The organism is Enterococcus sp. LJL99 (assembly GCF_054871725.1).
Genome location: NZ_JBTXLT010000008.1, coordinates 108,958 through 129,796, shown reverse-complemented (window position 1 = coordinate 129,796; position 20,839 = coordinate 108,958). Strand labels below are relative to the sequence as shown.

Annotated in this window: 20 protein-coding genes; 7 read left to right on the top strand and 13 right to left on the bottom strand. The window is 32.3% G+C overall.

Annotation, left to right across the window (positions count from 1 at the left end; genetic code table 11):
* Positions 1–16 precede the first annotated feature (16 nt).
* Positions 17–2,074 carry an oxidoreductase gene (locus tag ACYSNW_RS12910; protein ID WP_461745113.1) on the bottom strand — a complete coding sequence of 686 codons (2,058 nt, stop codon included), beginning with the start codon at positions 2,072–2,074 and terminating at the stop codon, positions 17–19.
* Positions 2,075–2,393: 319 nt separating this feature from the next.
* Here ACYSNW_RS12910 and ACYSNW_RS12905 point away from each other — a divergent pair, with 319 nt between their 5' ends.
* Positions 2,394–3,290, top strand: a complete 897-nt coding sequence (locus ACYSNW_RS12905; RefSeq protein ID WP_461745111.1) for a LysR family transcriptional regulator — start codon at positions 2,394–2,396, stop codon at positions 3,288–3,290.
* Positions 3,291–3,400: 110 nt separating this feature from the next.
* Here ACYSNW_RS12905 and ACYSNW_RS12900 read toward each other — a convergent pair whose 3' ends face one another.
* A complete protein-coding gene (locus ACYSNW_RS12900; protein WP_461745109.1) occupies positions 3,401–4,573 on the bottom strand; it encodes a class I SAM-dependent rRNA methyltransferase in 1,173 nt (390 codons plus the stop codon).
* A 393-nt stretch (positions 4,574–4,966) separates the two neighbouring features.
* On the opposite strand from ACYSNW_RS12900, the gene ACYSNW_RS12895 reads away from it, so the two are divergent.
* The 3 genes from ACYSNW_RS12895 to ACYSNW_RS12885 all read left to right on the top strand — a co-directional run bounded on the left by ACYSNW_RS12895 (position 4,967) and on the right by ACYSNW_RS12885 (position 8,469).
* Positions 4,967–7,075: an LTA synthase family protein gene (locus ACYSNW_RS12895; protein ID WP_461745107.1), complete on the top strand. Its 2,109-nt coding sequence runs from the start codon at positions 4,967–4,969 to the stop codon at positions 7,073–7,075.
* A 111-nt stretch (positions 7,076–7,186) separates the two neighbouring features.
* Positions 7,187–7,900 carry a hypothetical protein gene (locus ACYSNW_RS12890; RefSeq protein ID WP_461745106.1) on the top strand — a complete coding sequence of 238 codons (714 nt, stop codon included), beginning with the start codon at positions 7,187–7,189 and terminating at the stop codon, positions 7,898–7,900.
* A 5-nt stretch (positions 7,901–7,905) separates the two neighbouring features.
* The gene (locus tag ACYSNW_RS12885; protein ID WP_461745104.1) at positions 7,906–8,469 is read left to right on the top strand and encodes a hypothetical protein; all 564 of its coding nucleotides are present in this window, start codon (positions 7,906–7,908) and stop codon (positions 8,467–8,469) included.
* Between the two features lie 92 nt (positions 8,470–8,561).
* Here the strand turns inward: ACYSNW_RS12885 and ACYSNW_RS12880 are convergent, their stop codons facing one another.
* The 4 genes from ACYSNW_RS12880 to ACYSNW_RS12865 form a co-directional block, all read right to left on the bottom strand.
* Positions 8,562–8,804 carry a hypothetical protein gene (locus ACYSNW_RS12880; RefSeq protein WP_461745102.1) on the bottom strand — a complete coding sequence of 81 codons (243 nt, stop codon included), beginning with the start codon at positions 8,802–8,804 and terminating at the stop codon, positions 8,562–8,564.
* Between the two features lie 56 nt (positions 8,805–8,860).
* On the bottom strand, positions 8,861–9,631 hold the full coding sequence (locus ACYSNW_RS12875) for a prenyltransferase/squalene oxidase repeat-containing protein (RefSeq protein WP_461745178.1): 771 nt from the start codon (positions 9,629–9,631) through the stop codon (positions 8,861–8,863).
* A 275-nt stretch (positions 9,632–9,906) separates the two neighbouring features.
* A complete protein-coding gene (locus tag ACYSNW_RS12870) occupies positions 9,907–11,358 on the bottom strand; it encodes an ATP-binding protein (RefSeq protein WP_461745100.1) in 1,452 nt (483 codons plus the stop codon).
* Positions 11,359–12,078 carry a winged helix-turn-helix domain-containing protein gene (locus ACYSNW_RS12865; protein ID WP_461745098.1) on the bottom strand — a complete coding sequence of 240 codons (720 nt, stop codon included), beginning with the start codon at positions 12,076–12,078 and terminating at the stop codon, positions 11,359–11,361.
* Positions 12,079–12,276: 198 nt separating this feature from the next.
* Here ACYSNW_RS12865 and ACYSNW_RS12860 point away from each other — a divergent pair, with 198 nt between their 5' ends.
* Positions 12,277–13,050, top strand: a complete 774-nt coding sequence (locus ACYSNW_RS12860) for a Cof-type HAD-IIB family hydrolase (protein WP_461745096.1) — start codon at positions 12,277–12,279, stop codon at positions 13,048–13,050.
* Positions 13,051–13,065: 15 nt separating this feature from the next.
* Here ACYSNW_RS12860 and ACYSNW_RS12855 read toward each other — a convergent pair whose 3' ends face one another.
* Positions 13,066–13,254, bottom strand: coding sequence for a hypothetical protein (locus ACYSNW_RS12855; protein WP_461745094.1), 189 nt, complete (start codon positions 13,252–13,254; stop codon positions 13,066–13,068).
* A gap of 342 nt (positions 13,255–13,596) precedes the next feature.
* Between ACYSNW_RS12855 and ACYSNW_RS12850 the strand changes: the two genes are divergently transcribed.
* Together ACYSNW_RS12850 and ACYSNW_RS12845 are read left to right on the top strand one after the other, a co-directional pair.
* Positions 13,597–14,352 (top strand): threonine/serine exporter family protein, encoded by a 756-nt coding sequence (locus tag ACYSNW_RS12850; protein ID WP_461745092.1) that lies wholly within the window; start codon positions 13,597–13,599, stop codon positions 14,350–14,352.
* 11 nt (positions 14,353–14,363) lie between these two features.
* Positions 14,364–14,813: a threonine/serine exporter family protein gene (locus ACYSNW_RS12845; RefSeq protein ID WP_461745090.1), complete on the top strand. Its 450-nt coding sequence runs from the start codon at positions 14,364–14,366 to the stop codon at positions 14,811–14,813.
* A 158-nt stretch (positions 14,814–14,971) separates the two neighbouring features.
* On the opposite strand, the gene ACYSNW_RS12840 is transcribed toward ACYSNW_RS12845, so the two are convergent.
* From ACYSNW_RS12840 to ACYSNW_RS12815, 6 genes are all read right to left on the bottom strand, one after another.
* The gene (locus ACYSNW_RS12840; protein WP_461745088.1) at positions 14,972–15,757 is read right to left on the bottom strand and encodes an ABC transporter ATP-binding protein; all 786 of its coding nucleotides are present in this window, start codon (positions 15,755–15,757) and stop codon (positions 14,972–14,974) included.
* Positions 15,754–16,641, bottom strand: a complete 888-nt coding sequence (locus ACYSNW_RS12835; protein WP_461745086.1) for an ABC transporter permease — start codon at positions 16,639–16,641, stop codon at positions 15,754–15,756. The genes ACYSNW_RS12840 and ACYSNW_RS12835 overlap by 4 nt, the downstream gene beginning before the upstream one ends.
* An 18-nt stretch (positions 16,642–16,659) precedes the next feature.
* On the bottom strand, positions 16,660–17,649 hold the full coding sequence (gene trpX / locus ACYSNW_RS12830) for a tryptophan ABC transporter substrate-binding protein (RefSeq protein ID WP_461745084.1): 990 nt from the start codon (positions 17,647–17,649) through the stop codon (positions 16,660–16,662).
* 363 nt (positions 17,650–18,012) lie between these two features.
* Positions 18,013–18,582 (bottom strand): GNAT family N-acetyltransferase, encoded by a 570-nt coding sequence (locus tag ACYSNW_RS12825; protein ID WP_461745082.1) that lies wholly within the window; start codon positions 18,580–18,582, stop codon positions 18,013–18,015.
* A 116-nt stretch (positions 18,583–18,698) separates the two neighbouring features.
* A complete protein-coding gene (locus ACYSNW_RS12820) occupies positions 18,699–19,352 on the bottom strand; it encodes a hypothetical protein (protein ID WP_461745080.1) in 654 nt (217 codons plus the stop codon).
* A gap of 429 nt (positions 19,353–19,781) precedes the next feature.
* Positions 19,782–20,726 (bottom strand): DUF7916 family protein, encoded by a 945-nt coding sequence (locus ACYSNW_RS12815; RefSeq protein ID WP_461745078.1) that lies wholly within the window; start codon positions 20,724–20,726, stop codon positions 19,782–19,784.
* Positions 20,727–20,839 lie beyond the last annotated feature (113 nt).

The window sequence follows — 20,839 nt, the reverse complement described above, 5'->3', positions numbered from 1 at the left end:
TCCTCATTTCATTTTTTTATTGTCTAGTTGCTTGTTGTAAACTTTTCGTTTGTTCAAATAATTGTTTTTGCGTACGATTATTTTCTAATACTTCAATAGTTTTTAAAATATCTCTTGCTTCCCTAGTTCCTTCCATGATTCTACGAGCAACTTTACTATCACCAATGTTTAATAAAACAGCGTTATTCGCACGAGCATAAATATCTAACTCACGAACTAATAATGCCTCAGCACGCATGCCTAAGCAGACAAACCCTAAATCAAATAGTAGCTCAATCATTTCTCCGTCTTTTTCAACAAAAAAACTATTTTCATTAACTTGCATCAATTTCGTTTCAACCAACACTTCTACATCATACTCTTTGACGATTTCCATCATCGCAAGTTTCGTAATCAAATCTAAATCTTTTCCTAGTTCAGATTGCATTTCAACAATCGTTACTTTTTTAGCACCGCGTTCAGCATAATATTCTACTACATCCAAACCAACAGCTCCGCCACCAATTACAACAATTTCTTTACCTTCAAACTCTTGAAATTTCGACATATCACCAAGAATATCAAAAATAGAAAAGACCTTTCGATTTTCATTCGCTAATTGTTCCTTCAATCCATTGATTGGTGGCAATAATGGTTTTGCCCCCGTAGCATTAACAATAATGTCAGGACCAATTGCTTCAACATCAGCTAACGTTGCGGCTTTATTTAAATGAATAGATAAATTATCCAATTCTTTACAGCGATTGATTTCATAAGTAATAAAATCATCAATTCTTTTTTTATCTGGGAAACGAGCAATTTCATGTCCTAAGCCGCCCAAATAATCTTTTTGTTCAAATAGTTCCACATTTACGCCCACTTCTGCAGCGGTGGCAGCTGTTTCTAACCCAGCAGTTCCACCACCAATGACAACCATTTTAGTCGGATGAAGAACTGGTTTCATTTTATAGCTATCTTCGTAATGTAAGTCAGGATTAACCGTACAGCGAATTGGACGAGATTTTGAAATCCGATGATCTGCACATCCAATATTACAAGATATACATTTTCTTAATAAGTTTTCTTGCCCACTAGCTACTTTATTAACCCAATTAGGTTCGGCAATCAAACCACGGCCCATTGCTAATAAATCGGCATCGCCATTTTCTAAAATTTCGGTTGCACGTCTTGGGCTACGAATATTCCCCGCAGTTACTACGACTTTTTCTGGGAAGCGTTCCTTAACCGCTTTTGCCATATAAGCACGCCAACCATCTTCTAAATTCATCTTGTCAATTTGATATTGCAAACTATCATTTAATGCAGCTGAAACATTCAAAATATCAACTTCATCTGCAAAATAACTCAGAATTTCAATGGTTTCTTCTAATGTGTTTCCGCCTTCCATCAATTCATCTGCACTAAAGCGTAAAGAAATCGGGAAAAATGGTCCGACAGCTTTGCGCACCGCTTCAACAACCAATTTGGTAAAGCGTGCCCGATTTTCAGCACTTCCACCAAATTTATCTGTTCGTTTATTGTAAACTGGTGATAAAAATTGGCTCAGTAAATATGAATGTCCCGCATGAATCTCGATACAATCAAAGCCGGCTCTTTGCGCTCTTTGCGCTGCTTCTGCATATTTATCTACAATTTGATAAATTTCTGCTTCAGTTAAAGGTCGAGGAATTGGATTGCCTTTTTTTGAAGGAATATCGGATGCTGAAACTGGTTGATTCCCTTCTAATCTTAACCCGTAAGCTGAAGCCCCAGCATGGTTAATTTGAACAGAAGTACAGGCACCATAGGCATGCATTTTTTCGTTAAAATACCATAAACCTGAAATATACTGATCATTATCCATTCTTAACTGGCGGGCACCATTTGTTCCCATTGGATAATCAATACAAACATTTTCCAATGTAATCAAGCCAGTTCCACCTTTGGCACGTTGTTCATAATAAGAATAGTGTTGCACACTGAATGTTCCGTCCATATTTGCGAAGTTTGTTCCCATCGGTGGCATGACGATTCGGTTTTTAAGTGTCATTCGTTTAATAGTTAAAGGTTCAAAAATTGCTTGATACTTATTCATAATGGCCTCCTGATTTTTAGGTTGTTACTTTATTCACAATCTCTATAGTTGAATTTTATTATATAATATCTATAAATTCAAATGAATGTTTTTTATAATTTCGATAAATATAATTTATGCATAAGCTGGAAATCAACTTTGAACTCGCTAACTTTACTCCGAAACTGATAAAAAAAAATAATCTAATCGATTTTTCATCATGTGAAATAATTATTAAAAGATTTTTATTTGTATAAGCTCTACTATTTATTTTTTTAGTGAAACTTTGTTAGTTTATTGATACACTCATCATATGAGAATTAGATGAAGGAGCAAAAACATGAATTTAAGACAATTAGAGTTTTTTAAATTATTAGCTGATACACAGCATATGACACAAGCTGCACAACTACTTAATACAACACAACCTAACTTAAGTCATTCAATGTCAGAATTAGAAAAAGAATTAGAAGCACAATTATTTGAGAAGAAAGGAAGAAATATTCAACTTACAAAGTATGGCAAGTTTTTTTATACATATGTAGCAACTGCGTTAGAGGAATTGAATAAAGGAGAACGTGCGTTAAAAGAGTTAGTCAGTCCAGAAAAAGGATTGATTGATTTTGGTTTTATTTATACTGCTGGTTCTTATTTAGTTCCGTTATTAATGAAAGAATTTTCTGCAATACCTGAGAATAAAGAAATTCGTTTTGACTTATTTCAAGGAAATTCATCTGATATGAGAGAATTATTAGTGAATGAAGATATTGATATTGCAATCACCTCAAAATTTAAGGAAGACGAACAATTACGCTATGAAATACTAACTGAGCAAGAAATTGTTATGATTGTACCAGAAAATCATCCATTAGCAGAATGTGATTCCATTTCTTTAAAAGAGATTGGTTCCTATCCATTTATTTCATTTAATAAACGAAGTGGACTACGTCCTTATATTGATCAAATACTAGCAACTGCTTCTATTGATCCGGATATTATTTGTGAAGTTGAAGAAGATCATACAATGTTAGGTTTTGTAGCCCATGATTTTGGAATTGCTTTAATTCCAAAAATCCCGTCTATTTCTGCTTATAAAGTAAAGGAAATTCACTTACAAGACAATTTCTTTCCACGCTATATTTACATGGCAACAAAGAAAAATCATTTTCTTTCCCCTGCGGCTATCCGCTTTAAGGACTTTATTTTGAGCTATGCTCATTCACTTTATTTTGATTAAAATTTTATTTTCTATATAAGTAGGCTGAAATAGAAAGTTGCTTTTACTCAAGCATTTTCTATCTCGGCCTTAGTCGATTTTATGTTTAATTTTTTCTCACTATGAAATGACTATTTTGTTATCTCAATAAATAATACTTTTAAATAATTGCCTTCTTGAAAATCTGGATTCACTCGGAAATCTGCTGGTAATTGATAGACTTCTCTTATGTGATATTGAACCCCTTTGGCTTCTAACGCTTCTTGAATCATTGTTTTATATCTTTTCATTGTAATATTTGCAGCATTTGTGGAGGCAATGATTGTCCCTTGATCTGCTAGAATATCGATTGATTCTTTAATCAAATCACCATAATTTTTGGCAACGGAAAAAACTTTTTTCTTATTTCTTGCAAAACTTGGTGGATCCAAAATAATTAATTCATAATTTAGTTGCTTGCGCGCTGCATATTTGAAGTACTCAAAAACATCCATCACAATAATTTGTTGATTTTCTAAAGTTAATTGATTGACTTCAAATTGTTCTTTGGTTTTTGCAGAGCTACGTTTTGCCAAATCAACACTGGTCGTTGAAAACGCCCCTCCCATTGCAGCTGCAACAGAGAAAGCTCCTGTGTAACTAAACATGTTTAGCACTGATTTTCCAATTGCTTCCCCATCTACCAATCGACCTCTGACCTCTTTTTGATCTAAGAAAATCCCCGTCATTAATCCTTCATTTAAGTAAACAGCAAATGAAACACCATTTTCCGCTATAATCAATGGTTCAGGTGCTTTAGCACCAAATAAAAATTGGCTTTCTGGTAATTTTTCAGAAGAAAAACGAATTTTTTCATACGCGCCACAAATTTCTGGAAAAACAACTTGGAATGCTTGAATAATTTCCTTTTTGTGATGGTATAGTGTCTCGTTATACCAAGAAAAAACCGCAAAATCAGCATAACGATCAATAATCAATCCGCCTAACCCATCTCCTTCTCCATTAAATAAGCGATATGCAGTTGTCAATTCATCATTTTCAAAAGCTGATCGTTCCTCTTTGGCTGTCGTGAAAAGTCTTAGCAAAAATTTGCTATCTACTGGACCATTCCAGTTAACCAACCAACCGAGCCCTTTATTTTGTTCACCCAGATAACCAACAGCAATCTCTTTATTCTTACTGTCAACAAATTGTAGCCATTCTTTTGGTAAAACGGTTAATTTATTTTCCAAATCTTCTGCTTGAATCAACGGATAACCACTTTTAAACTTTTTTTCGGCTTTTCTGTTTACTTTTATTTTCAAATCAATTAAACCTACCTTTTTTACTTACTTTTTAATTTTAGCATAATCAACAATTATCCATGCGCGCCCTTTATCAGTAAAAAATTTGTTACGTTAAAATAAGCATAAATGAGCATTTAAAATAGTGCTATAGTATTTATTTTCAAAAAATTCCCAGATTAGAAGCAATTAATACTGGAAGCAAATTTTAGACACGCCATTAGTATAGCAAAAATCTAAACTTCTGTCTTTGGAAGATAAATAAATAAGAATTTATTAACCTTGATGACTTTCATTTTGATTTAAATTGACATGGAAACAAGTACAGAGTAAAATTGTAAGAGTATATCTAAAGCTTTTGACTTGTTTCATCAGCTTATTTAAGATTTGTTATTCAGAAAGGACACGTTTACTTTGAAAAAATTACACACGCCGAACTTTTTAAATACGCGTTTAGGGTTATTTGGGTTCGTAGCAATCTTGATTTGGTTAAAAAATATTTTAGCCTTCACTATTGATTTCAATATAAGAATTGAAAACCCAGTTGAGTATTTTATATTAATCATCAATCCAATCGCAACTACCGTATTTCTATTAGCGATTGCCCTCTACATTAGAAGAACAAAGGGCGCATACATCACGATGATGATTGTCTACTTTTTACTAACATTATTGATTTTCTCTAATGTGGTTTACTACCGAGAATTTACAGATTTTATTACTGTAAATACAATGCTAGGAACTGGTAAAGTCGCAAGTGGACTAGGAGAAAGCGCACTACGTTTATTCAGACCTTATGATTTAGTTTACTGGGTAGATTATATTGCTATTTTAGTTTTACTACTTACAAAGAAAATCAAAATGGATGATCGCCCAATTCGTGCTCGAGTTGCGGTTTCAGTAAGTTTATTATCAACCTTATTTTTCCTAGGTAATTTAACTTTAGCTGAGTCTGTTCGTCCCTCATTATTGACACGTCAATTTTCACGTGACTATATTGTTAAATTTTTAGGTTTAAATGCTTTTACAGTTTATGATGGAATCACTACGTACCAAACGAACCAAGTCCGTGCAGAGGCAAGTCCAAATGATATGTTGGAAGTTGAAGACTATGTAAAAGGTCATTATGCTCAGCCATCAGATGATATGTTTGGAATTGCAAAAGGCAAAAACGTTATCTATATTCACTTAGAAAGTTTCCAACAATTCTTAATCGATTATAAATTGAAAGATGAAAATGGTGTTGAACATACCGTGACTCCTTTCTTAAATAGTATTTATCATAGCAACAGCACATACAGTTTTGATAACTTTTTTCATCAAGTAGGTCAAGGAAAAACAAGTGATGCTGAAACAATGTTTGAAAACTCTTTATTCGGATTAAACCAAGGATCACTTTTCACTCAATTCGGTGGAAAAAATACTTTTGAAGCAGCACCTGCTATTTTAAGTCAAGAAGAAGGTTATACAACAGCCGCTTTCCACGGAAATGCTGGAAACTTCTGGAATCGAAACGAAACTTACAAACATCTTGGTTATGATTATTTCTTCGATGCTAGTTACTATGATGTAAATGAAGATAACTCATTCCAATATGGCTTACATGATAAACCATTCTTTAAACAGTCTGTTGAATATCTAGAACACTTACAACAACCGTTCTACTCTAAGTTCATTGCTGTATCAAATCACTACCCTTATTCACAATTTACAAATGATGAAGCTGGGTTTCCGATTGCACAAACCTCTGATGAAACAATTAATGGTTACTTTGCTACTGCGAATTACTTAGATAAATCTGTGGAAGAATTCTTTAATTATTTAAAAGCTTCTGGTTTGTATGAAAATTCTGTTATCGTTCTTTATGGAGATCATTATGGAATTTCAAGCTCTCGTAACCAAAACTTAGCTGAATTGGTTGGAAAATCAAAATCTAGTTGGAATGACTTTGACAATTCTACAATGCAGCGTGTTCCATATATGATTCATATTCCTGGTCAAACGAACGGTGGAATCAATCATACGTATGGCGGACAAATCGATGCTTTACCTACCCTGCTTCATTTAATGGGAATCGATACAAAGAATAATATTCAAATGGGTCAAGACTTATTTTCTAAGGAAAACGAACAAATCGTTACTTTTAGAAATGGTAGTGTTGTGACACCTAAGTATACGATTTTAGGTTCTCGAATTTATGATACACAAACAGGTCTATTGATTCCTGAACCTACTGAAGAAGTTCAAAATGAAATCAATAACTTAAAACAAAAAGGAAATCTTCAATTACAAATGTCTGACCGTGTTACAACTGGAGATTTGTTGCGTTACTACACAAACAGTGGCTTGACTCCAGTCGAACCTGACAAATATAATTATAAAAATCAGTTAGAGCAAATGGAAAAAATTGAAGCCGATAAAGGTTCCGATTCAACTAGTATCTATAGCGAAAACAACGATAAAACAACAACTGATTTGTATCATACAGATACTTTCCAAGGTTATCTTAAATCTGGAAAATAAATCATAGAATAATAAAAGCTTGAGCGAAAATTGCTCAAGCTTTTTTGTATCTTTTTCATAATTTATTCATATTCTTCTTTTATACTATATATATAATTGAGGTGAAAGAAATTGAGAACCATTCATTATGCGATCGCAAGTAATACTTACCATCGAAAAAAAACAATTTTAATTAGTATTATTTTCTTTGTATTTTTATCTCTGCTTACTGGTATCTTAAATTTAATTGATATAGAGAAAATTTTATTTAAACAGTATACGGATTTGATGAATACGAATCAAGCAGATCATTTTCAAAAGAATCTATTCATCTATTATTTCTCTATTCTAATTCTGTATTTACTGATTATCAGTATTTTTAGTTACTTCTTTTTAAAATCAAAACAAGATGATATCATCAAATGGAAATTAATGGGCTTCTCCAAAGGTTATATTATTAAACAAATCTTGGCAGAACTTTTTATACCTACTTTTTTCGTTTCATTTTTTGTTCTTATTTTTGTTCTAATTTTTCAACATACTTATGATTATATGTTACTACAGTGTCATCAAGGTATTTCTAAGTCATTAGGCTTTCTAAAAACATTAACACTTCATTCAACTAATGGTAGCGGTACGACTGTGACAAAAGAAATGACCCCTTTAGCAACAAATTCAATCGAACATGTGCGTTTTTTAGATTTAGGAGTCACTCGTCTTCCTTCACAATACGTTGTAGCCGCATTTTTTAAAACTTATGCTCTATTACTGTTTTTCTTATCAATTGTAACAACTATAGGAAGTAGCTTATTTATTCTAAAATCTAGAAATAAACTTAGGAAGTGAGTCAAATGAGTTTTTTTACTAACAAAACCTTATCTGAACAAGAACATCTGAATTTATTCAAGCCGCAAAAAATTACTGTTATTTTAGAAAATCAAACAAGTATTGAAAGTGATTTAACCTTTATTATGGAACAATTGCTTGCTAAAAATGGAAAATCTACGGTTGGCTTAATTTCTAAGGAGAATATATTTTTCCCTTATCTTTCATTAAAAGACAATTTGTTTATAACAAGTGAAATCAAGGAAAAAAATCGGAAAACAGCATTAAATGAATTGCTTTTACAATTCCAAATAAGTCCAAATACTTTATTCAAATCCTATGAACAATTAACAAAATATGAACAAATCCAACTACAATTAATGCAAATTGTTCTATCCAATAAAAATGAAATCATTATTGAAGATATTTTTTCAGATTTAAGTATTTATCAAAGACAGCATTTACTTCCTTTACTAAAACAAATCTCAAATAAAAAAGAAAAAGCAATCCTTTTATTTACCTCTGATCAGCAAATAGCAGAAAGCTCTTATATAGATAAAGTCATTACTCCCGTATCTATTAATTGTTAAAAAAGAATTGAAAAAAACCAACCCTAAATTGAACGACAATAATTTAGGATTGGTTTTTTATAATCGAAAATACGGAATTTTCATCTCTTCATTTAAATAACAAATAAATGATTAGTAAATACTTCACTTGGATCATCTAAATTATACTTCACTTTAATAGTATCACCTATTTGACAATTGAGTGGAACTTGAATTCTATTTTTAGAAAGATATTTTTGATTATCAAGTTCAAATGAGACAATTGCGAATTTTGAATTCAATTTACTTTGTGTATCAGGAATCACTGTATATACTTCCTCAACTAGTGCGTTAACCGTGCCTTTCATAACTTTCATTTTCTCTCCTCTTTTCTTTGTCTAGCTTTCAGTATCGAATCAAACCAACTAAAAATTTATTTTAAGATATATCTTCCGTAAATCGTTAAAAAGGGATCCACTGCTCCAATAGAAGAAAATTCAAAAAATTGTTGGACTTTATAATTATTTTCTAATAAGAAATAGCCGTTTACTTGTTTTTGGACTAACCAATCAATAGAATCTTGTACTAACTGATTTTTTTCTACTTTTAACTCTTTTGCTAAAAGTAAAAAGCGAATTAGACTATAATGGTATCGAAATGGATAGGTATTTTTTCGATAGGTCTTATTATCTTGAAACAGATGATGTTTATAGAAAAAGCACAGCCCATTTTGAATTGCTTCCTCTATTTCAGCTGGTAAATTTGAAGTAGGGAAATTTTTTAAAAAAGAATTAAGACCTTCTAATACACAAATCGTGGAATGTGGATCACCTTCTTCATCGATTAACCAAGTAAATCCGCCATCTTTTTTCTGCTTTTTTAAAATAGAGCGTACCAAATTAATTATTTTTATTTGATCAAAATTAAAATAGCTTGCGTAATTTAAAATCATTCCATCTACACAAATATCACTTGGTAAATTTGATTTAGCTAAATTTAAGCCCCTCTCTTCTAATTGACAATCCTCAAATATCTTTAACAATACATTCCGACAAATCAAATTAACTGACTCAATACCTAAATCTTTCAATTGTAATAATGTATAGTGAGTCGACGTCCATTTAGGTTGATAATAATATTTTCCCCATTGACCATCTGCATTTTGTTGATCCAAAAGCTTTTTGCCGTAGCCTTCACTAGTAATTCTTTCTTGCTTTGATTGATAGTTTTTATTATTTATTAACCTTTCGTAGAGATATATAATAGAAACATATTATAAAAATAAACAACCAAAAAATGATTCTCCCACCCTCACTTAACTCCCTTTTTACAAAATTAAAAAAAAGCTGAGAATCGCAAAATTCACAGAAACTTTTCTATGAATCGTTCAATATCTAAAATTGAAGATTTCATGTTTCTTGTCATTTTTTACAATTTTCAGCTTATGCTTTTACTAAAACTTTTAAACAAACACTATTTCTATTCTTCGATTTCTACATCAGGGAATGAAATTGTAAAGGTTGTCCCTTGACCTAATTCACTGTCAACAGTTATTTTTCCTTTATGCAGACGGACCAATTGTTGAACAATTGGTAACCCTAAGCCAGATTCACCATATTTAGTATTTTTTCGTGATGGATCCACTTTATAGTAACGATCCCAAATATTTTGAATTTGCTCTTCAGACATCCCAATTCCTGTATCAGAAATCTTAATAATTGTTTCTAAATAGCCTTTTTCGATAGCGATAGTTATTTTACCATCTGTTGTAAATTGAATAGCGTTTTGAATAATATTGACAACTATTTGAACAAAACGATCATAGTCCGCATAAACATCGATTTCAGCTTGTGCTTCCAAAATCAATTGATCTCCTGCCATCTCTGCTTTTGAAGCTAATTGGGTCACAATATTTTGTAATGCCTCAGTTGCATTGAATTTTTTCACCACAATATTGATTTGATTTGTCCGAATTTTTTCATAATCTAGATTTTCATTAACCAAACGAATCAGCCTAGACGTTTCATTTTGCATCAAGCGAATGGCATTGGCTTTTTGATCCTCTGGTATCGCATCATATTGAAGTCCTTCTAATAGACCATTGATTGTCGTTAACGGCGTTCTCATTTCATGTGAAGCATCAGCCATAAATTGTCTGCGACGGTCTTCTTGACGATCAATTTCTAGTCTTGATTCCTCTAATGACTCTGCCATTTTATTAAAATCTTCTGCTAAATCATCAAATTCATCTTTATCATGAACTTCCAATTTTACTGAAAAATTTCCACTTGTAATTTCTTTGGTCGCTTTTCTCATCCGATTGATTCTTTTTACTTGGAAACTGGCAAAAAAGTAACTTAAAACAAGAGCAACAACACTTGAAATAATAAATCCTTTAAACAAATTTTGAGTAACCGCACTCACACTGTCAGAAACGTTTTTAGCTGGTTGTACGGCTACTAGAACTCCTTTAAAGTCTTTGGGATTATTCGCTGCAGTTACTGGTAACATTACAAATGAAGACATTTGTTTTTCCCCATAAATATTTTTATTGATTGTTGTATAAATTTTTCTACCTTGTAACAAATTATCCCATTGATCCTGGATAAACGAATAATCGATTTTTTTTTCTGTAGTAGTGGGGTATTGTTGAACCATATCTGAATTAATAAAAACAAATTTTACATCTTGTTTACTAAGCAGAATCTCTGTCCATTCTAATGAAGCATTTAATCGTTCAGAACTAGATAATTCGTTGGAATTTATAAACTCTGTAGTTTGTAGTACTGATTTTGAATAGCTTAAGAGTTGATCATAGTTTGAATCTTGCATACTTTTTTTCGTTAGCTGGGTAAATGACGTGCCTACAATCAAAATAATCAGGATGATTACTCCCCAAAAGGCAAGTAACTGTTGGTATAAGTATTTCATTTAGTTCACTCCGGAATCATCAAATTTATACCCGACGCCCCAAACAGTTTGAATCACTTGTGGTCCCACTTTTTCAATTTTTTGACGCAGTTTTTTAATATGAGCATCTACTGTTCGTTCATCGCCAAAATACTGATAATCCCAAACCATTTGTAACAACTGCTCACGTGAAAAAACTTGACGTGGTTTTTTAGCTAAAGTATAAAGTAAATCAAATTCTTTAGGGGTTAAGCCACTAATCAACTTGTCATCCAAATAAGCTTCTCTGGTTTTGGTATTCATTTTAAAATGATCTGTCAGTACATCATATTGTTGCGAGTTTGCTTCATTTCCTTCACCAGAATGATCTACAATCTCAGAACGACGATGAAGAGCCTTCATTCTAGCAATCAAAGTCAGTGGACTGAATGGTTTAGTAACGTAGTCATCGGCCCCCATTTCTAAGCCAATTACTTGATCACTCTCTGAGTCACGAGCAGTCAACATGATAATCGGAACACTATTAGAAACTTTACGAATCTCTCGACAAACAGCCATTCCATCCATTGTCGGTAAATTTAAATCTAATGTGACCATATCCCAGCTTTCAGGATATTCTAAAAAAACATCTAATCCTTCTTTTCCATCATATTTAAAGGTTGCTTCCCATCCTTCGTTCAAGAAAAACATTTGCATCATTTCCGAAACTGATTCATTATCTTCTATCATTAAAACTTTCATTTTATTCGCTCCTTTGAATTTTTCTCATAGTTGATTGACTCTTTTTATTTACTATCCACTATTAGTTTACTTTCATTAATAGTCTAATTATACTCTAAATTGCTCTACTCTCCAATAACTTCTATCTTACATTGAAAAAAGCTTTGTCTTTTTTTTAAGATTTGATAAGATAGAGAGATGAAAGGACGTCGAATGTATATGAAAAAAATTGAAGCTGTAACTTTTTTTGACTTGGATGGTACTTTATTAGACCATCAATCTCAGATTACTCCTGAAGTAAAAAAGGCGATTGATTCACTAAAGGAAAACAATATTTTACCCGTTATTGCTACAGGAAGAACACTTATAGAAGTTGAAGCAATTATGGAAGCAAGTGGTATCGACTCAGCCATTGTAATGAATGGCCAATTTATTCAAGTGAATGGTGAAAAATTATATTCTAATGAATTTTCTTATGAGGAATGTAAAAAAATGCATGATTTTGCGAAATCTCATGGTCATGAACTATCCTTCTACAACGAGAAAAAAATCTGGTGTACAGCCATTAATCAAACGGTTATTGATTGTTATGGATTTATCCACTCTGATTTGCCAAGTACTGATATGAGTCTTCTAGGAAAAGAACCAGTAAATATGTTATTGGTCGTATCTGAAGAAGGCGATGAACATTATTTGGAACATTTTCCTGAATTGACTTTTTATCGTAATGGACCTTACTCGATTGATGTTGTTCGAAAAAATGTATCGAAGGGTTCTGGAGTCAAAATTCTTTTAGATTCTTTAGGCATTGCAGATGTCCCGACTTTTGCGTTTGGCGATGGACTGAATGATATCGCATTATTTGAAGCTTGCGAACACAAAATTGCTATGGAAAATGCTCGTGATCAATTAAAAGAACTAGCAACTTTCATCACTAAAAAAAATACAGATGGCGGCATTGTTCATGCCTTAAAACATCATCAATTAATTTAAAAAAAAGCCCACTTCTTACTTAGAAGTGGGGATTTTTTTTGGATGCTTTTTCCTATACACACAAATGGTTGTTCCTGTCACTTGAATCAGTAATATCAGACCTAAAAGCAGGCTTAGTGCTACATGCCCTTGATCGATTGTTAACTTTAATAAAATAACTAAAACTAAACTGCTTACTGAATAGAGTGACCACTGTTTGTCCATATCAATTAGACCCCTTTGTTTTGTTACTTATAGGATAGGACTTTTAACTAAAAAAATCAAGAGGATTCAAAGGATTTGTGAAAAAAGACACATTTATGAGTGATTTCTTATTTTTCTCACAAAACTCTAAGCATTTATGTAAATCAGGATTCAGGATATTTTCATTATTGAATAAAAATGATACACTGAGATATAAGTGATTGACACAGATAGAGCGTTTTTTATTTGATTAAAAAGTAAAAAGAACATTTGCTTTTTCTTATGAAATTGAACCAACGTTGCTTTGTTTTTTTCACTTTAGATTCAAATAAAATCTTTATACTTTATGAGAGGACTATTCGCATGCCAAAGAAATTAAAACAGCAATTGATAGTAGATACTTGTCTGCTAGCAGGTAAAATTATGACAGAGAGTGGTTCAGAAGTTTATCGTGTAGAGGATACAATGAATCGAATCGCTTCTAATGCTGGAGAACAAAATAGCGTGAGTTACGTTACTGCTACAGGACTTTTTATGAGTATTCGATCAAGTAATTATACTCAGTTAGAAAATGTTACTGAACGAAATATTAATTTAGAAAAAGTCGCTGTCGTCAATCAATTATCAAGAAAATTCCAAGAAAAGAACATTACTTTGGAAGAATTAAACCATCGTTTGCAGCATATTGATGATGAGGCACCTATTTTTTCTCCATCACTGCAAATATTCGCAGCAGGAATCATTAGTTGTACATTGATGTATATTTTTGGTGGAACTTGGTCTGATTTTCTAGCGACCTTTGTAATTGGTATGATTGGCTATTCAGTTTCTTATTTCACAAAAAAATGGTTAGCAATTAAATTTCTCGATGATTTTATCGCTGCCTTTATGATTGGACTTTGTGCTTATTTTGCAGTAGAACTTCACTTAGCAACTACTATTGATAATATTATTATTGGCGCTGTGATGCCATTAGTTCCAGGTGTAGCCATTACAAATGCCTTTAGAGATATTCTAGCTGGTCATTTACTCAGTGGAACTGCTCGAGCAACAGAAGCCATTTTTGTGGCAGGTTCAATCGGTATCGGAATTGCAATCGTCTTTAAATTATTTTTATAAGGAGTTTAATTATGGAAGTTTTTATTCATATTCTCTTCAGTTATTTGAGTACCATTACTTTTGGCATCGTTACGAATGTTCCTAGAAGAGTCCTAAATGCTTGTGGAATTACTGGTGCTGTTGGCTGGATGATTTTTTGGTTTTCAAAAAATTTATCAACAGGAGAGATTTTTGCTAATTTCTTAGGTTCTGTAGGGATTGGCTTAGTAAGCATATATTTTTCACGAAAAAGAAAAATGCCAATGACAATATTCAATATTCCTAGTTTAGTTCCTCTGGTTCCAGGTGGTGCCGCTTATCAGGCAGTCAGAAATATAGTTTTGGGTGATTATGTTGCTGGATCACAAGAAGCATTAAAAGTAATTATGACTGCTGGAGCAATCGCAGCGGGATTTATGATTACAGGAATTTTCGAACGAATTTTGAAAGCAGTTATTGATAAGAAAAAGATAACCTCTTAATTTTTGGACTGAAAAGTGCATAAAAAAATCGATCATTTTATTTTCCTATTCATTTAGTTGGAATAAGAAACAAAAAAATGATCTTTTTTTTATTAATATATTTACTAGCTAACATTTAAAGACAAATAAATGTTAGCAACTGTTGTATACTCATTCTTTTAATCGATAGAAATCTCTTCTTGTGCTTCTTCAAAAAACAATAACAAATCTTGTAATGTTAATTTTTCTTTTTCAGCTTTATTTAAATCTTTTACGATTTTCCCTTTTTGTAAAACAATCAAGCGGTTGCCGTATTTTAAAGCATCCTCCATGCGATGAGTGATCATTAAACAAGTGAGGTTGGCTTCTTGAATTCGTTGGTCAGTTAATCGCATCAATTGTTTTGAGGTTTTTGGATCTAATGCCGCTGTATGCTCATCTAGTAACAATAAGTCTGGCTTAGTCAATGTTGCCATCAATAAGCTTAACGCTTGTCTTTGACCACCAGAAAGATTACCAGCTGGGGTTTCTAAATGATGTTCTAATCCATTCCCCACTTCTGAACAAATTTCAGAAAAATAAGCACGTTGTTCATTTAATTTTCTTAATTTCAAGCCTCGTTTTTGTCCTCTAAGCTGAGCAAGTAACAAATTTTCGGCAACAGTCATTCTAGGAGCGGTTCCCATCTTTGGATCTTGAAAAACTCTAGAAAAATATTTTGCTCGTTTTTCTTCTGAAAGTTTAGTGATTGGTGTTCCATGAATCAACAATTCTCCTTCAGTTAAGGTTAAAGTCCCTGTAATACTATTGAATAAGGTACTTTTTCCTGCACCATTTCCACCTAGTACCGTAATAAATTCCCCTTGGTTGATTGTCAAATTCACATGATCAAGAATCGTTTTGATCTCATTGAGTCCATTATCGATATCTTTCGTCGCATTTTTTATTTCTAAAACAACACTCATTTTTTGCCCTCCTTTTCTGGAAGAAAGTGCAGATTTAATGCTTTTTTAAATTGAGGAATCATTAAGCAAACTGCAAGGATTACTGCTGAGAATATTTTCAAATAAGTTGTGTCAAACCCTAGCTTGATTACTAATAGAATCAATAATTGATAGAAAATACTCCCAATAATAATTGCAACTAGTCTTTCAGCAAACGTTAATTCTCCAAACAATACTTCCCCAATAATAATCGAAGCTAAACCAATTACAATCACGCCTGTTCCTTTATTAACATCAGCATATCCATCATTTTGAGCAATTAAAGCACCTGATAAAGCAATAATTCCATTTGACAGAGATAACCCTAAAATTTTCATTGAATCAGTTTTTATCCCAATTGATCGAGCCATGTCTTCGTTATCTCCTGTAGCGATATATGCTTGCCCTAGAGATGTATTGAAAAAGAACAACAGTAGACTTATAATAATAGTTAAAACAATAATGCCTAAAAAAATAATGTCGTAGTACTTAGGTAATCCCCAACTTAAAAAGACATCTTGAATCTTCGGTTGATTTAGTAACGACAGATTCGGACTTTGCATAACGAATAAAATTACTGAATTTAGTCCTGACATTACCAAAATACCTGCTAAAATAACTGGAATTTTTCCTTTCGTAAAAAGAAATCCCGTCACTAAACCGGCACACATGCCTGCAAGTACACCTAAAATCGTGGCTAAAACTGGATGAATTCCAGCCGTAATCGCAGTAACACAAACTGCTCCTCCCAAAGGAAACGTTCCTTCAGTCGTCATATCAGGAAAATTTAAAATTCGATAAGTCATAAAAATACCCAACCCTAAAATTCCCCATAACATTCCTTGTCCAATTGCTGAAACAATCATGTTTTTAGCTCCTTTCGCTTACTCATTCACTTTTTTCGCTTTTGCAAGTATTTTTTCTGGAATATCAATTCCTAAAAATTTTGCCTGTTTTTCATTTATAATTGTATCACCTGTTTTAAATGTATAAATAGGTGTTGTCGCAGGATCACTCTTGCCAGATAAAATATCAGCTGCCATCTTACCTGTTTGGACACCTAGTTCAAACTGATTGATTCCAACTGTTGCCAAGCCACCTTGCTCTACCATCGTATCTACAGATGGGATAATAGGCGTTTTACTTTTATTTGCTTCATTTACAACTGTTTGCATAGCATTAGCAATCGTATTATCTGTTGGAATATAAATAAAATCAACTTCACCAGTCATAACTTGAACCGTTTGAGCAATTTCATTACTGGACGGCACCGCATAGGCTTTGACCGATAATCCTTTTGCTTTAGCTACTTTCTCAGCTTCTTCTACTTGATATTTTGAATTTTCTTCTGAAGAAGCATATAAAATACCGACTTTCTTCGCTTTTGGTAATAATTCAAGCGCCAAATCAAATTGAGAATCAACTGGAGATTTATCGCTGACACCAGTAATATTCGCCCCAGGTTTTTGATCGTTTTCAACCAATCCAGCACTAACTGGGTCTGTAATAGCTCCTAAGACAATAGGAATAGTATTTGTCGTATTAGCTAAAGATAATGCGGCCGGTGTTGCAATCCCAATCAATACATCCGCTTTATCTTGAACTAATTGTTGACTCATGGTTGCTAATTTACTCTGATCTGCTTGACCATTTTGAAAATTAAGCACCATATTTTTTCCTTCTTCATACCCTTCTTCTTTTAATCCTGCCTGTATTCCTTTGTAAATTTCATCTAGCGCAGGATGGCTAACAAATTGCAAAACACCCACAACTGGCATTTGCTTTTCGCTGATTTCTTTTTTTTCTGTAAAATAAGACCCAATTAAAAATACTGCAATAATTCCAATCACCACGTACAACCGCTTAATTTTCATTTCCTTCCCTCCAATATTCTTGATTTTGATAACCTTATTACTCACTACCCTATGCTAAAGCTTACCATGATTGCAAACAATTTACATTAGTTATTTGCACCAAAAACCCTTAATAAAAAATAAGAACAGAAGCTTTACTATCAACAATAGAAGTCAATTCATAAAATGTAGAAACAATTTTTATGAACAGTTCTTATTAATTGAAGATAACTGCTTCTGTCTTTATATAAAATCATCGGTTTTTAGTTTTAGGAAAATAAAGTTTGTATTGTGAACCAAATCCAGCCTAAATTAAAAAGTAGTTTAAATTAATAAAGGTACTTGTTATTTTATCGTATTTCTATTTTATTCGTCAATAAAAATTTACTTTTCAACTGTTTTTAAATTTCTTCTATAGCTACAGCTGTCTTGTAACTTTTTATAAGGATAAAAGTTCAAATTCTTAAACATTCTCTGCGAAGCCTTGTTCCAATTAAATATCTCACTAACAATGATAAACTCTCGATCCATTACTTCTGCTTTATGAATAAAATATTGCGTCACAATTCGTCCTATATGCCGATTCCGATATTTTTTGTCAATGACAATAGCATAATCATCCTCCGCCAACCAAACATCGCCAATCGTTCGGAAACGTCCTTGCAATTCATATTCTATATAGTAAAGCATGCCATGTTTATTTTGCCAAAGATACATTTCTCTAATTTGCTCTCTTGTATAAATAACAGGTTTCCCCATAATATCTTGCATACTTTCTGGATCTTGGTACCAATCTAAAGCTTCTTCTCTAAGAAAATCAAATTGAACTAAACGAATTTTTTTTCCAATTCGAATCATTCTTGGTTTTTCCTTTTTTAAACTTGTGTCATTATCTGTAATCATTTCTTTTTTACAGAAAAAAGTAAACAATGTTTCCCAATTAATTACGGTCACGTTTTTCACTTCTTACAAAAACACGTTGCTTCTTTGATCTAAAGGTAAACAATGCTAACGTACATATAATAACTAAGATCATTCCTTCCATGCTTTTACCTTCTTCCTATTTAAAATTACTCTACCGGAACTTCGTCTGACTCTACAGCTGGTGCTTCTTCTTGTGAGCTTGAAGTTGTAGAGGTTTCTGTTTGCTGCTGAGAACTAGGCGTTGTTTGACTAGGTTGAACAGGTGTTGTATCCGCTGATAATGGTAATTCATTTAATTTAGGAATCAACATTGTGTTAACATCTAATGAATCTACAACAATAAAACGATTCTTTTCTTTACCATTTTCAAAAAAAATAACGGTCACTTCGTTCTTATTGATACCGAATTTTTTTTCAATCTTACTACTATTATATACTATTGGATAAATAAATAAACTATGATTAAAGCTATTCATCAATTTAGTGTCTGAAAAAACAGATAAAACTTTATCATATTCGGTCCCATGAGGTTCAGAAAACAAAACCGTAACAGCATTTTTGTCATCAATCTGTTTTTCTATATCTCCTTCAGCAAAGAATGAAACTTTTTTATTCAAATTTATTTTCTCAATCAAATAATTTATCTCAGATGTTCGGATACTCGCTTGCATTTTTGGAATAAAAATGAATAAGCTTATAATTAATAATACAATTACCCCCAAAATAATTGCACTAAATTTTTTTTTCTTATTTATTAATTCAACAAAATCATCTTTAGTATCAATCACATTTTTTTTCATACCGACTCATCTCTTTTCCTAAAATAAATTTTCATTTTTCCTTTATTAGTGAAATAACTAATTATCTATTTATTGTAGTTAAAAAAGTATAGTATTGCAAGTAAAGAAGCATTTCCAGTCCTTATGCCATTATAATTAAATGACTTTTTCGGATTTTTTGTACATAAATAATAAATATATGTTATTTTCTCACATGATTAATCGTAAAAAATAAAACCTAAAAAACAAATTATTACTCTTAATTTGGGTCTATATTTCAATAAAAAACTAATTTGTTTCAACTAAAGAGCTATTTTCTACTCTTATTTCCACCAGTTCAAATTCCTTAGTCAACTTCAAATAGGCAAAAATAGACTGCAACAAACGAAATTTAAAAATCAATTTCGAAAATTGCAATCTATTAAACTTGTTTACATTTGTGTTTAGTTTCTATCTATTAACAGATCGAGCCATGCGGTTGATTGTGTGACGCATACCACGAATAGCCAGAGACATTTCATAAATATTTTCTGCTGGAGCTAACCCACCGTATCCAGCATCACCAATATGTTGAATATCTACTCCGCAAATTTTATTTAATAAAGCAATTTGACGAATCGTTTCTTTTGTTGCACTTTCTTGACTTGTTCCAATAGCTGACATCGTTAATAGATCATACTTTTTAGCAATTCCCACGGCTTCTTTCAAATCCTCTTCAGTAAAACCTTGAACAGTTCCTACTGCAGGCAATAAAAGAATATCTGCACCTGCTTGGGCATAAGTTTCAACAGCTTCTATAGAAACTACTGGTTCATCTGAACCTGCACTATGCATTTTACCAGCAATCACTAAACCAGAAAAATTATTTTTAGCTACCTTGACTGCTTTAGCAATTTCTTTATTAGTCACGCCAGTTCCAGGATTTCCAGTTAAACAAATAAAGTCAATTCCTAACTCCTCAGCTCGTTGAATTGTTTCTTTAGAACTGGTTCTTCCTTTACTGATGATCAACTTCTCACTAAACATTTCTGATGATTCATCCACCGGTTCTAAATTAACACCAATTGGGCGACCCACTAACTCTTTAAGTATTTTTATAGGGTTGGTTTTATTTTTTTCAGGAAATTGCCAGTAATTCATTACCTCTTCAAAAGTTATCCCCGGAAGACCTTGGACAATCGGATTAAAACAGTCAAACGCATTTAATAAAATCAAGTCAGCTCCAAAAGCAGCAGCCACCTCTGCATTTGTAATATCACCGGCTTGAGGTGACGCAACGACAACATTTTCTGATAAAATCGTTCGTCCTTCACTAGCCTTAATCGATTGTTTCAATTCTACTGCATTCATTTGTTTCACTTCACTAGCACTTGCACTAATCAGTCTTTTTACCATAATGGTTCCTCCTCAAAAACATCTTTACAAACTATTATACGCCATTTCGTTAAAACTCTTTTGCTTATTTTGAAAAACTCATCGTTTTCTTAAGTATCTTGAACTTTAAATCA